The sequence below is a fragment of the Mycobacterium bohemicum DSM 44277 genome, assembly GCF_001053185.1.
In the GTDB taxonomy this organism is placed as follows: Bacteria; Actinomycetota; Actinomycetes; order Mycobacteriales; family Mycobacteriaceae; genus Mycobacterium; species Mycobacterium bohemicum.
Window position 1 is genome coordinate 1,751,155 of record NZ_CSTD01000001.1, and the last position, 13,043, is coordinate 1,764,197.

The following is a 13,043-nucleotide window of genomic DNA, read 5'->3' on the forward strand; positions in this document are numbered from 1 at the left end:
CGGCGAGAGGAGGTGTCCTAGAGCCAGTGGCCTTTGCGGAATTGGAAGTACAGGATGAGGCAGGCGATGGCCATCAGCGCCATCACCACCGGATAGCTCCACTCCCAGTTCAGCTCCGGCATGAAATGAAAGTTCATGCCGTAGATCGCCGCGACCATGGTGGGCACGGCGATGATGCCCGCCCACGCCGCCATCTTGCGCATGTCGTTGTTCTGCTGCATGCTCACGCGCGCCAGCGCCGCCTGCACCAGCGAGGTGAGCATGTCGTCGTAGCTGGCGATGTGGTCGGCGGCCTCGGAGTGGTGGTCGGCGACGTCGCGCAGGTAGCGCCGCACCTCCTTGGAGATCAGGTCCTTGTTCTCGGTCTGGATGCGCTGGAAGGCGACGCCCAACGGTACGACGCACCGGCGCAATTCGACGACCTCGCGCTTGAGCAGATAGATCGGCTCCACGTCGATGTTGGCGCCGGGGGCGAACGCCACCACCTCGATGCTGTCGATGTCGTCTTCCATCAGGTTGGTCACGGCGAGGTAGTGGTCCACCACGTAGTCGGCTATCGCGTGCATCACCGCGTACGGGCCCAGACCGAGTTGCTCGGGGGAGGAGTCCATGCGCTTGCGCACCTCGGACAGCCCGCTGTGGTCGCCGTGGCGGACGGTGACCACGAAATCGTTGCCGACAAAGATCATGATCTCGCCCGTCTCGACGATCTCGCGGGCCAGCACCACCGAGTCGTGCGGGACGTACTTCACGGTCTTCAGCACGAAAAACAGCGTGTCATCGTATCGCTCGAGCTTGGGCCGTTGGTGCGCGTGCACCGCGTCCTCGACCGCCAGGGGGTGCAGGCCGAAGACGTCGGCCACTCCCTGCATGTGCGTCTCGTCGGGCTCATGGAGGCCGACCCAGACGAACGCCTCCTGGCCGGTCGCCTGGATCTGGCGGACGGTGTCGAGCGCCGAGGCGTAGCCGTACGTGCCGGGCAGGCGCTGGCCGCCCACGTAGACGCCGCAGTCGACCAGCGGCTCGGTGGGACGGGGGTGAGGGTGCGTGTGGTGGCGCTCGCGCCGCGGCGACGGCGTGATCGGCCTGAGCACCTCGGGTATCGCGTCGAATCCCTGGAACACGCTCACCTCCGATCGCGCACGATTCTGACCGGGCCGTGCTCATGCTACGCGTCCGGCGTTGCCGCGGCCCGGCGAGCGGGCGGGGAAACCCCTGGTAGCGGACCGGAGGCCAGGCGCCGGTGCGGGTGCGATAGTTTCGTGCGCAGACCACAATCTGCCCCACCTTCTCCATAAGGAGCACTTCGACGTGAGCGCTAGTCCCCTCAAGGTCGCCGTCACCGGCGCCGCCGGCCAGATCGGCTACAGCCTGTTGTTCCGCCTGGCCAGCGGTGCGCTGCTGGGCGCCGACCGCCCGATCGAGCTGCGTCTGCTCGAGATCGAGCCCGCACTGAAGGCCCTCGAGGGTGTGGTCATGGAACTCGACGACTGCGCGTTCCCGCTGCTGGCCGGCGTGCAGATCGGCGCCGACGCGAACAAGATCTTCGACGGCGTCAACCTCGCGCTGCTCGTCGGCGCCCGGCCCCGCACCAAGGGCATGGAGCGCGGCGACCTGCTGGAGGCCAACGGCGCCATCTTCACCGCTCAGGGCAAGGCGCTCAACTCCGTCGCGGCTGACGACGTCCGCATCGGGGTGACCGGCAACCCGGCCAACACCAACGCCCTGATCGCGCTCAGCAACGCCCCCGACATCCCGCGGGAGCGGTTCTCCGCCCTCACCCGCCTGGACCACAACCGGGCGATCTCGCAGCTGGCGAAGAAGACCGGCGCGAAGGTCACCGACATCAAGAAGATGACGATCTGGGGCAACCACTCGGCCACCCAGTACCCCGACGTTTTCCACGCCGAGGTCGGCGGCAAGAACGCCGCCGAGGTCGTCGGCGACCAGGCCTGGATCGAGAACGACTTCATCCCGACCGTCGCCAAGCGCGGCGCGGCGATCATCGACGCGCGCGGCGCCTCGTCGGCCGCGTCGGCCGCGTCGGCCACCATCGACGCCGCCCGCGACTGGCTGCTGGGCACCCCCGACGGCGACTGGGTCTCCATGGCCGTCTTCTCCGACGGCTCCTACGGCGTGCCCGAGGGCCTGATGTCGTCGTTCCCGGTGACCACCAAGGACGGCAACTGGAAGATCGTGCAGGGCCTGGAGATCGACGACTTCTCCCGCGGCAAGATCGACGCGTCGACCGCGGAGCTGGCCGACGAGCGCAGCGCGGTCACCGAGCTCGGCCTGATCTAACTCACTTCCGATTCGCCGAGACTTGCACCACGGCGACGGCCGGCGGCGTGTCGTGTGCGTGGTGCACGTGTCGCGCAGGGGGCCCGACGCAATTAGGCCTACTAATGAGTAGTCAGTACCCTAGGGCGCGTGTCCGAATCGCTTGAATCGATACAGACTCGCGCGGAGCAGGGCCTGATCACCGACGCCGAGATTTTCGAGGCACACGTCGGCGGCAAGCTCGCCATGGCACCGACCACGCCGCTGGACACCCAGCGCGCCCTGTCAATCGCCTACACCCCCGGCGTGGCGCAGGTCAGCCGGGCGATCGCCGCCGACCGCGCGTGCGCCGCCAGCTACACCTGGGCCGGCCGGCTGGTGGCCGTCGTCAGCGACGGCAGCGCAGTCCTGGGCCTCGGCGACATCGGACCGGCGGCCTCGCTGCCGGTCATGGAGGGCAAGTGCGGCCTGTTCCGGTCGTTCGGCGGCCTGAACGCGATCCCGATCGTGCTGGACACCAAGGACCCCGACGAGATCGTCGAGACCCTGGTGCGGCTGCGGCCGACGTTCGGCGCCGTCAACCTCGAGGACATCTCCGCGCCGCGCTGCTTCGATATCGAACGACGGCTGATCGAGGCGCTGGACTGCCCCGTGATGCACGACGATCAGCACGGCACGGCGATCGTGGTGCTGGCCGCGCTGATGGGCGCCACCAAGCTGCTCGGCCGGGACATGTCCTCGTTGCGGGTGGCCGTCTCGGGCGCCGGCGCCGCGGGCGTCGCCTGCACCGAACTCCTTATGGCGATGGGCGTTTCGGACATCACCGTGCTGGACTCGCGCGGCATCCTGCACACCGGCCGCGACGACATGAACGACGTCAAGCGGGACCTGGCGCGGCGCACGAATCCTGACGGCCGCACCGGCGCTCTGGCGCAGGCGCTCGACGGGGCCGATGTGTTCCTGGGGGTCTCGGGGGGCGTGGTGCCCGAGGAGATGCTCACCGCGATGGCGCCCGACGGCATCGTGTTCGCGCTCTCCAACCCCGACCCCGAGATCCACCCCCACGTCGCCGCCCGGTACGCGGCTGTGGTGGCGACCGGCCGCAGCGACTTCCCGAACCAGATCAACAACGTGCTGGCTTTCCCCGGTGTGTTCCGCGGTGCGCTGGACGCCGGGGCGCGCCGGATCACCGAGAAGATGATGGTCGCCGCGGCCGAGGCGATCTTCTCCGTCGTCAGCGACGACCTCGCCTACGATCGGATCGTGCCCAGCCCCCTGGACCTGCGTGTTGGCGAAGCGGTCGCCCGCGCGGTGGCGTTGGCCGCAGAACTTCCCGTGGCCCCGGAAATCCCCGACAACGCGGGGTGAGGGTCGGCAGGTTAGCCGCGCTGCTCGCCGCCGTGACCACGCTCGCCGGCTGCGCGGGCGGCGACGGCGGCCGTCCGGAGCTGGCGGTCGGTTCCACGCCGGACGCCCAGTCGCGGCTGCTGGCCGGGATCTACGTTGCCGCGCTGCGGTCGTACGGCTTCGGGGCGCGGGCCGAGTCGGCGGCCGACCCGATGTCCAAGCTGGACGCCGGCGCGTTCACCGTCGTCCCGGCGTTCACCGGGCAAACCCTGCAGCGCCTGCAGCCCGGCGCGCCGGCGATGTCGGACACCCAGGTGTACCGCGCGATGATCGCGGCGCTGCCCGAGGGCGTGGCGGCGGGCGACTACACCACCGCCGCCGAGGACAAACCGGTGGCGCTGGTGACCGGATCCACCGCGGCGGCCTGGGGCGGCCAGGACCTCAGCGAACTGCCCAAGCATTGCGACGGGCTGGTGGCCGGGGCCGCGGCGGGGTTCGCACCGCCGCCGGCGGTCGGCACGTGCCGGCTGCCGGCTGCGCGTGAATTCCCTTCGGCTGACACGCTTTTCGCCGCGCTGCGGGCCGGTCAACTGACGCTCGCCTGGGCGACCACCGCCGACCCCGCCATCCCCACCGATCTCACCGCGCTGGCCGACGGCACGCCCGCGCTGATCATGGCCGAGAACCTGGTGCCTCTGTATCGCCGCAACGCGCTGGCCGATAGACAGTTGCTGGCGATCAACGAGGTGGCCGGCGTGCTGGACACCGCGGCCCTGGCCGACATGCGCCGCCAGGTGGCCGGCGGCGCCGACCCGCAGGCGGTGGCGGGGGCGTGGCTCGCCGAGCACCCGCTGGGGCGCTGAGGACGCGGGTTTCGGCGTCGAGACTGCGCTCACGGCGTCGAGCCCGCACACAGCGCGTGTTCCGGGCGCGACGCGGCGCCCCGAGCGCAGTCTCGGTGCGGCGTGCGCGCGCGGCCGTCAGTACTTGGGGGCCAGCAACCGGCGTAGGGCCGGGCCGAACAGCCGCTGGTAGCCCGCGCCCGTCAGCCGCACCAGGGCGTCGAGGATGACGGCGTCCGTTCCGACCAACACCCGGGCCTTGTTCTTGCGCACCCCGTCGAGGATGATCTGCGCGGCCCGCTCGGGGGTGGTCCGCGCCGCGCGCTTGTCGAACACCTTGGCCAGCTCGTCGCGGTCGAGGCCCTCGGCGGCGCCGGCGTTGCGCGCGATCGCGGTCTTGATGCCGCCGGGGTGCACCGCGGTCACCCCCACCGGGTGACCGGCCAGGACCATCTCCTGGCGCAGCGCCTCGGTGAAGCCGCGGACGGCGAACTTGGCCGAGTTATACGCCGACTGGCCCGGCACCGAGAACAGCCCGAACACGCTCGAGATGTTGACGATGTGGCCGTCGCCGGAGGCGATGACGTGCGGCAGGAACGCCTTGGTGCCGTTCACCACGCCCCAGAAGTCGACGTCCATCACTCGCTCGATGTCCTTGAACTGGCTGACCTCGACGTCACCGCTGAATGCGACGCCGGCGTTGTTGTAGATCTGGTTGACCTTGCCGAAGTGCTCGGCGACGGCGTCGGCGTAGGCCAGGAAGGCCTCGCGCTCGGTCACGTCGAGCCGGTCGGCCTTGACCTGCGCGCCGATCGCCTTGAGCCGCTCCTCGGTCTGCGCCAGCCCCTCGGTGTCGACGTCGCTGATCGCCACCTTGGCGCCCGCGCGGGCCAGCTCGACAGCCAGCGCTTGCCCGATCCCCGAACCCGCGCCGGTGACCACGGCCACCTTCCCGGCGAAGCCCCTCATGCACACTCCTTCGTCGCTTGCCCTGCGTCGAGGTTAGCCGGTACCCGGGGTACCGGTTCGAGCACCCGGTGGTCGGGGCGGCGCAATTGCGCGATCCCGGCCCGCGGACGGCCACGCGTGCCTATCCTGCCCTGCAGGGGCGAAACGGGACGCCACGGCGGTCCGTGAACCGTCAGGAGCCAGCGCTGAATGAACGACGATCCGCGCGCGGACGTGGTCTCCCGCCAGTACGAACGGTGGAGGTACCCGCAGCCGATCCAGGACCTCGACGCGTTGCCCGAGGGCGTTTGGCACTGGTTCGACCCGTCCCGATTCCATCGGAGCCTGTGGCCGGATCGCGACTACAAGCCCGACCTCGACATCCTGATCGCCGGGTGCGGCACCAACCAGGCGGCCGTCTTCGCCCACCGCAATCCGGGCGCGAAGGTGGTCGGGGTCGACATCAGCCAGCCGTCGCTGGACCACCAGCGATACCTCAAAGACAAGCATGGCCTGTGGAACCTGGAGTTGCACCTGCTGCCGATCGAGGAACTGCCGTCGCTCGGGCTCGCCTTCGACCTCATCGTGTCCACCGGGGTGTTGCACCACATGGCGGAGCCGGCGGCGGGCATGACGGCCCTGGGCGAATGCCTGCGGCCGGACGGTGCGATCGGTCTGACCCTGTATGCGAAGTACGGCCGGGTCGGCGTCGAGATGCTGCAGGCCGTCTTCCGGGAGATGGGTCTGCGTCAGGACGAGCAATCCGTCCGGATCGTCAAAGCGGCGATGGCGTCGCTGCCCGCAGACCACCCGATCCAGAGCTATCTGAAGATGGAAGGGTTCGAATTGCAGTACGACGGCGCCGTCGTCGACACCTTCCTGCACGGCCGCGACCGCAGTTATGACGTGGACGGATGTATCGACCTGGTCACCCGCGCCGGTCTGGTGTTTCAGGGCTGGCTCGTCAACGCGCCCTATTACCCGCACGACTGGTTCGCGCCCGGCACCGCGGCCTACGACGCCGTCCACGAGCTGCCGTTGCGTCAGCTCTGGGCGGTGATGGAACGCCTGCACATCTTCGGCGCGTGCCACTTCTTCATGGCGTGCCGGCCCGAGCGGCCGAAAGACAGCTACACGATTGACTTTTCGTCCGACGGCGCACTCGACTACGTTCCGATGATGCGGCTGCGGTGCGGACTCGTGGGCAGCGACATCGTCAAGCCCGGCGGCCGGCAAACCCTCAACGCCGCCCAGCTGCCCCATGTGCGGCACGTCGACGGTCGCCTCACGATCCGCGAGATCGCCGCGTGCGTGGCGGCCGGTGGCGGGTCCCCGCGAGCCACCGGGGCGGACTTCGAGCGGTTCGCCGTCAGGCTGTTTCAGTGGCTGTGGCGCCTGGACTTCCTGGCCATCGGCCTGGGTGCGGCGTCCGGTCCGTAGAGGCCACCGCGGCGCTGCCCGCAGAGGCCGCCGCCCAGAGAATCCTTGCGGGGCCTGAGCGTCGTGTTTGATAATCGGTCGTCCAAGAGGGGGGGATCTGGGTTAGTCTCGGCCGGTCAGTGATCCGATCGTCGATCGTCGCTGACAGCTAAGGAGCGAACGCTGACATGAACGATGACCCGCGCGCCGACGTTGTCACCCGGCAGTACGAGCGGTGGCGGTACCCCCACCCGATCCATGACCTCGAGGGCTGGGTCGCCGGCAACTGGGAATGGTTCGACCCGGTACACGCCCACCGAATCCTGTGGCCTGATCGGGAATACAAGCCCGACGCCGACGTGCTGATCGCGGGCTGCGGCACCAACCAGGCCGCCATATTCGCGTTCAACAACCCGGCCGCCCGAGTGGTGGCGATCGACATCAGCCGGCCGTCGCTGGATCACCAGCAGTATCTCAAGGACAAGCACGGGCTGTGGAACCTGGAGTTGCACCTGCTGCCGATCGAAGAAGTGGCGACCCTGGGCCTGGAGTTCGACCTGATCGTGTCGACCGGCGTCCTGCACCACCTGGCCGACCCGCAGAAGGGCATGGAGGCGCTCGCCGGGCGCCTCCGGGAGGACGGCGTGCTGGCCGTCATGCTGTACGCCAAGTACGGCCGGATCGGCGTCGAAATTCTGGAATCGGTCTTCCGTGACTTGCGATTAGGTCAGGACGACACGTCGGTTCAGGTGGTCAAGGAAGCCATTGCCGTTCTTTCGCAAGATCATCCGGTGCAAAGCTACATCCGGATAGCGCGGGATCTGCAGACGTCCGACGCGGCCCTGGTGGACACGTTCCTGCACGGCCGGCAGCGCAGCTACACCGTCGAGGACTGCCTGGAACTGGTCAGTTCGGCCGGGCTCGATTTTCAGGGTTGGCTGTTGAAGGCGCCGTATTACGCGCACGACCTGTTCACCCCGCTGAACGAGTTCTACCGGGCCGTCAACGAGCTGCCCGAGCGCCAGATCTGGTCGGTGATGGAACGCATCCAGACCCTCAACGGCTGCCACTTCTTCATGGCGTGCCGCCCCGAACGGCCGAAAAAGTCCTACGCCATTGATTTTTCGTCCGAGGACTCCGTGAACTACATCCCGATGATGCGGATGCGTTGCGGCCTGAACGGCAACGAGCTCTTCCGTCCGGACTGGAGCATGGTCCTCAACTCGGCTCAGCTGCCGTTCGTGCAGAGTGTCGACGGCCGGCGCACGATCCGCGAGATCGCCGAGCGAGCGTCGCAGGCCGGGGACTCGCGGCGAGCCAATCCAGGCGATGTCGAGAACTTCGGCCGCAGGCTCTTCGAATCGTTGTGGCGCCTCGATTTCATGGCGATGAACCTGGAAAAACTCTGACCCGCGGGCGGGTTCGAGATAGGCCGTCCGGCCACGACGGCGGGCACTACCGGTGCAAGGCCGGTGGCGGCTCGATCTCCTCGCGGTGGGGGTGAATTCGGGCTCGCGACAACCCGCCTGTGCGCGGCGGCAAGTCGACGTTCGGAAATGTGAGGGCTAGGCGAACGCCGTGTCGAGGATCTCCTGCTGCTCGACGGCGTGCACCTTCGACGAGCCCGACGACGGCGCCGACATCGCCCGCCGGGAGATGCGCTTGATCCCGGTCAGCTTGTCGGGCAACAACTCCGGCAGCTCGAGCCCGAAGCGCGGCCAGGCGCCCTGGTTGGCCGGCTCCTCCTGCACCCAGAAGAACTGCGTGGCGTTGGGGTAGCGGTCCAGCGTCTCGTTCAGCCGGCGCTTGGGCAGCGGGGCGAGCTGCTCGATCCGCACGATCGCGACGTCGTCGCGGTTGTCCTTGGCCTTGCGCGCCGCCAGCTCGTAGTAGATCTTCCCACTGGTCAACAGGATTCGGTTGACCTTGCCGCGGTCGCCGATGCCATCCTCGTAGGTGGGCTCCTCCAGCACCGAGCGGAACTTGATCTCGGTGAAGTCCCGGACGTCGCTCACCGCCGCCTTGTTGCGCAGCATCGACTTCGGCGTGAACACGATCAGCGGGCGCTGCACCCCGTCGAGGGCGTGCCGGCGCAACAGGTGGAAGTAGTTGGACGGGGTGGAGGGCATCGCGATCGTCATCGAACCCTCGGCCCACAGCTGCAGGAAGCGTTCGACGCGCGCGGAGGTGTGGTCGGGCCCCTGGCCCTCGTGGCCGTGCGGCAGCAGCAGCACCACCGAGGACAGCTGGCCCCACTTGGCCTCGCCGGAACTGATGAACTCGTCGATGATCGACTGCGCGCCGTTGACGAAATCGCCGAACTGCGCCTCCCACAGCACCAGCGCGTCCGGGTTGCCGACGGTGTAGCCGTACTCGAAGCCGACCGCGGCGTACTCCGACAGCGGCGAGTCGTACACCAGGAACTTGCCACCCGTCGGGGTGCCGTCGGGGTTGGTCGCCAGCAACTGCAGCGGGGTGAACTCCGCGCCGGTGTTGCGGTCGATGATCACCGAGTGCCGCTGGGAGAAGGTGCCGCGGCGCGTGTCCTGCCCGGACAGCCGCACCAGCTTGCCCTCGGCCACCAGCGAGCCCAGCGCCAGCAGCTCGCCGAAGGCCCAGTCGACCTTGCCCTCGTAGGCCATCTCACGGCGCTTCTCCAGCACCGGCAGCACCCGCGGGTGCGCGGTGAACCCGTCGGGCAGCGCCAGGAACGCGTCGCCGATCCGGGCCAGCAGCGCCTTGTCCACCCCGGTGGCCAGGCCCGCGGGGATCATCTGGTCCGCCTCGACCGACTCGCTGGGCAGCGCGTTCTGCTTCTCCAGCTCGCGGACCTCGTTGAACACCCGCTCCAGCTGGCCCTGATAATCGCGCAGCGCGTCCTCGGCCTCCTTGATCGAGATGTCGCCGCGGCCGATCAGCGCCTCGGTGTAGCTCTTGCGGGCCCCGCGCTTGACGTCGACGACGTCGTACATGGCGGGGTTGGTCATCGACGGGTCGTCGCCCTCGTTGTGGCCGCGCCGCCGGTAGCACAGCATGTCGATGATGACGTCCTTGTGGAACTGCTGGCGGAAGTCGACGGCCAGCTTGGCGACCCAGACGCAGGCCTCCGGGTCGTCGCCGTTGACGTGGAAGATCGGCGCCCCGACCATCTTGGCCACGTCGGTGCAGTACTCGCTGGAGCGCGAGAACTCCGGCGCCGTGGTGAAGCCGATCTGGTTGTTGACGATGAGGTGGATCGTGCCGCCCACCCGGTAGCCGGGCAGGTTCGCCAGGTTCAGCGTCTCGGCGACGATTCCCTGCCCGGCGAATGCGGCGTCGCCGTGCATCATCATCGGCACGACGGAAAACGCCTCCTGCGCTTCGCCATCATCGGCCAGCAGGTCCTGCTTGGCCCGCACCAGGCCCTCCAGCACCGGGTCCACGGCCTCCAGGTGCGAGGGGTTGGCGGTCAGCGACACCTTGATGTCGTTGTCGCCGAACATCTGCAGGTACACGCCGGTGGCGCCGAGGTGGTACTTGACGTCGCCGGAGCCGTGCGCCTGCGACGGGTTGAGGTTGCCCTCGAACTCGCTGAAGATCTGCTTGTACGGCTTGCCGACGATGTTGGCCAGCACGTTGAGCCGGCCGCGGTGCGGCATCCCGATCACCACCTCCTCGAGGCTGTGCTCGGCGCACTGGTCGATGGCCGCGTCCATCATCGGGATCACGCTCTCTGCGCCCTCCAGCGAAAATCGCTTCTGCCCAACGTATTTGGTCTGCAGGAAGGTCTCGAAGGCCTCGGCGGCGTTGAGCCGGCTCAGGATGTACTTCTGCTCGGCGACGCTCGGTTTGACGTGCTTGGTCTCCACGCGCTGCTGCAGCCACTCTTGCTGCTCGGGCTCGAGGATGTGGGTGTACTCGATCCCGACGTGGCGGCAGTAGGCGTCGCGCAGCAGGCCCAGCACGTCGCGCAACTTCTTGTACTCACACCCGGCGAAGCCGCCCACCTTGAACACCCGGTCGAGGTCCCACAGCGTCAGTCCGTGGTTGAGGATCTCCAGATCGGGATGGCTGCGGAACCGGCTGTTGTCCAGGCGCAGCGGGTCGATGTCGGCCATCAGGTGGCCGCGGTTGCGATAGGCCGCGATCAACTCCATCACCCGGGCGTTCTTGTCGACGATCGAGTCCGGGTTGTCGGTGCTCCAGCGCACCGGGACGTACGGGATGGAGAGCTCGCGGAAGATCTCGTCCCAGAAGTCGTCCGAGAGCAGCATCTCGTGGATGGCGCGCAGGAAGTCGCCGGATTCGGCGCCCTGGATGATGCGGTGGTCGTAGGTCGACGTCAGGGTGATCAGCTTGCCGATGCCGAGTTCGGCGATGCGCTCCTCGCTGGCGCCCTGGAACTCCGCGGGGTATTCCATGGCGCCGACACCGATGATGGCACCCTGGCCGGCCATCAGCCGCGGCACCGAGTGCACGGTGCCGATGGTGCCGGGGTTGGTCAGCGAAATCGTCACGCCGGCAAAGTCTTCGGCGGTGAGCTTGCCGTCGCGGGCGCGGCGCACGATGTCCTCGTAGGCCGTGACGAACTGCGCGAAGCGCATGGTCTCGCAGCGCTTGATCCCGGCGACCACCAGGGAACGCTTGCCGTCCTTGCCCTGCAGGTCGATCGCCAGGCCGAGATTGGTGTGCGCCGGGGTGACGGCGGTCGGCTTGCCGTCGACGTCGGCGTAGTGGCGGTTGAGGTTCGGGAACTGCTTGATCGCCTGCACCAGCGCGTAGCCCAGCAGGTGGGTGAAGGAGATCTTGCCGCCGCGGGTGCGCTTGAGCTGGTTGTTGATGACGATCCGGTTGTCGATCAGCAGCTTGGCCGGGATGGCGCGGACGCTGGTCGCCGTGGGCACGTCCAGCGACGCGGACATGTTCTTGACGACGGCCGCGGCGGCGCCGCGCAGCGTTTGGAGCTCGTCACCCTCGGCGGGTGGGGGAGTGGGGGCTTTGGCGGGTGCCGGGGCTTGGGTCGGGGCCTGTTGGGCCTGGGCCGGCGCGGCCGCCGCTCCGTTGCCCGCGGCGGGCTTGTCGGCGGGGACGGGCCGGGGCGTCGCGGCGGGTTGTGCAGGTGGGCGAGACTGGCCGACACCGCCCGGGGGCGACTCGGTGGCGGGCTCGGGGTTGTAGTCGACGAGGAACTCGTGCCAGCTCGGGTCGACCGAAGAGGGGTCGTCGCGGAACTTGCGGTACATCTCCTCGACCAGCCATTCGTTTTGCCCGAATGGGGAAATTTTGCTCACGGCCGCTGTTCGCCTCAATCCCTATGTCCTGCAAGCACATCCCGTGGCGCCTGCAACTTCCTCAACCCCGAGCTATGGGGTACGTCACATCCGCGGCGGTAATCAACGTTTTCCGCCCTATAAAGGCTAGCGTTTCGCGGCCGATTCGCCAGGTTGAGTGTCAGCCCGCTTCCTGGATCGGCGGCACCAGATGCAGGGGGCGGGGCCAGCGCGCCGGCGGGGCGCCGAACGCGTGGCGGGCGTTGCGCGCGATCCTCCTGCCGGCGAGATAGTTGCCGACGGCGCCGACCACGACGCCGATGCCGACCGGCAGCATCTTGCCGAACATCAGCGCGCCGCGCCGCACCGTGTAGCGCTTCACCCAGGTTTTGAGCAGCCGCGAATTGAGCAGCGACATCGACGACAGCGGCAGCGCGGACATCCCCTCGGCGACCCAGGCGCCGTTGGTGCGGCCCGGCCCGATCAGGTCGGCGACCGCGCGCTTGCTGTTGTCACCGACGAGCACCGAGAGCACCAGCGCGCGCCGACGTTCCCGGTGATCGGCGGGGATCCCGTACACCACCGCCAGCGCCAGCACGTAGAAGGCGGTGGCCTCGAGGAACGCGACGGTCTCGGCGGCGGCCGCGGACAGCGCGCTCAACGTCCCGACGCCAGGAATGGTCGCCGCCGCCCCCACCGCCATGCCGCTGACCGTCACCATCGCCACATACCGGCGCTCGAGCTTGGCGACCACCTCGGCCGGGCCGGCGCCCCGGCCCGCGTCCCGCAGCCTCGCGACGTACGCCTCGGCCGCCGGTCCCTGGATCCGGTAACTGCGCTCGATGACCTGGGCCAACGCCCGCGCGGACGCCTTGGGCCGCCCGCCCTGGGTGGCCGGGTCCTGCTCGGTGGACGTATTCGACTTTCGGCTGCGTCGGCCCCGCATACTGCCCCTCCT

9 protein-coding genes are annotated in these 13,043 nt (G+C 68.7%); 5 read left to right on the forward strand and 4 right to left on the reverse strand.

Annotated elements, in window-relative coordinates; all coding sequences use genetic code 11:
- Positions 1 to 17 precede the first annotated feature (17 nt).
- Positions 18 to 1,124, reverse strand: coding sequence for a magnesium/cobalt transporter CorA (gene corA, locus BN971_RS08015; protein ID WP_085178966.1), 1,107 nt, complete (start codon positions 1,122 to 1,124; stop codon positions 18 to 20).
- A 187-nt stretch (positions 1,125 to 1,311) separates the two neighbouring features.
- On the opposite strand from corA, the gene BN971_RS08020 reads away from it, so the two are divergent.
- The 3 genes from BN971_RS08020 to BN971_RS08030 all read left to right on the forward strand — a co-directional run bounded on the left by BN971_RS08020 (position 1,312) and on the right by BN971_RS08030 (position 4,490).
- Positions 1,312 to 2,301 (forward strand): malate dehydrogenase, encoded by a 990-nt coding sequence (locus BN971_RS08020; protein ID WP_085178958.1) that lies wholly within the window; start codon positions 1,312 to 1,314, stop codon positions 2,299 to 2,301.
- 129 nt (positions 2,302 to 2,430) lie between these two features.
- Positions 2,431 to 3,648: an NAD(P)-dependent malic enzyme gene (locus tag BN971_RS08025; RefSeq protein WP_085178957.1), complete on the forward strand. Its 1,218-nt coding sequence runs from the start codon at positions 2,431 to 2,433 to the stop codon at positions 3,646 to 3,648.
- Positions 3,645 to 4,490, forward strand: coding sequence for a glycine betaine ABC transporter substrate-binding protein (locus tag BN971_RS08030; RefSeq protein ID WP_085178956.1), 846 nt, complete (start codon positions 3,645 to 3,647; stop codon positions 4,488 to 4,490). The genes BN971_RS08025 and BN971_RS08030 overlap by 4 nt, the downstream gene beginning before the upstream one ends.
- A gap of 117 nt (positions 4,491 to 4,607) precedes the next feature.
- On the opposite strand, the gene BN971_RS08035 is transcribed toward BN971_RS08030, so the two are convergent.
- Positions 4,608 to 5,438 carry an SDR family NAD(P)-dependent oxidoreductase gene (locus BN971_RS08035; RefSeq protein WP_085178955.1) on the reverse strand — a complete coding sequence of 277 codons (831 nt, stop codon included), beginning with the start codon at positions 5,436 to 5,438 and terminating at the stop codon, positions 4,608 to 4,610.
- A gap of 189 nt (positions 5,439 to 5,627) precedes the next feature.
- Between BN971_RS08035 and BN971_RS08040 the strand changes: the two genes are divergently transcribed.
- Both BN971_RS08040 and BN971_RS08045 read left to right on the forward strand, forming a co-directional pair.
- Positions 5,628 to 6,857, forward strand: coding sequence for a class I SAM-dependent methyltransferase (locus BN971_RS08040; RefSeq protein ID WP_085178954.1), 1,230 nt, complete (start codon positions 5,628 to 5,630; stop codon positions 6,855 to 6,857).
- Positions 6,858 to 7,024: 167 nt separating this feature from the next.
- Positions 7,025 to 8,245: a class I SAM-dependent methyltransferase gene (locus BN971_RS08045; RefSeq protein ID WP_085178953.1), complete on the forward strand. Its 1,221-nt coding sequence runs from the start codon at positions 7,025 to 7,027 to the stop codon at positions 8,243 to 8,245.
- Positions 8,246 to 8,401: 156 nt separating this feature from the next.
- On the opposite strand, the gene BN971_RS08050 is transcribed toward BN971_RS08045, so the two are convergent.
- Complete coding sequence (locus BN971_RS08050; RefSeq protein WP_245836458.1) at positions 8,402 to 12,058, reverse strand: multifunctional oxoglutarate decarboxylase/oxoglutarate dehydrogenase thiamine pyrophosphate-binding subunit/dihydrolipoyllysine-residue succinyltransferase subunit; 3,657 nt, start codon at positions 12,056 to 12,058, stop codon at positions 8,402 to 8,404.
- Positions 12,059 to 12,266: 208 nt separating this feature from the next.
- Entirely contained in the window at positions 12,267 to 13,031 is a 765-nt protein-coding gene (locus BN971_RS08055; protein ID WP_085178951.1) for a hypothetical protein, read from the reverse strand.
- Positions 13,032 to 13,043 lie beyond the last annotated feature (12 nt).

Coding starts and splice junctions, on each gene's coding strand:
- BN971_RS08035 (WP_085178955.1), bottom strand. CDS start 5,438: ATGAGGGGCTTCGCCGGGAAGGTGGCCGTGGTCACCGGCGCGGGTTCG.
- BN971_RS08040 (WP_085178954.1), top strand. CDS start 5,628: ATGAACGACGATCCGCGCGCGGACGTGGTCTCCCGCCAGTACGAACGG.
- BN971_RS08045 (WP_085178953.1), top strand. CDS start 7,025: ATGAACGATGACCCGCGCGCCGACGTTGTCACCCGGCAGTACGAGCGG.
- BN971_RS08050 (WP_245836458.1), bottom strand. CDS start 12,058: ATGTACCGCAAGTTCCGCGACGACCCCTCTTCGGTCGACCCGAGCTGG.
- BN971_RS08055 (WP_085178951.1), bottom strand. CDS start 13,031: ATGCGGGGCCGACGCAGCCGAAAGTCGAATACGTCCACCGAGCAGGAC.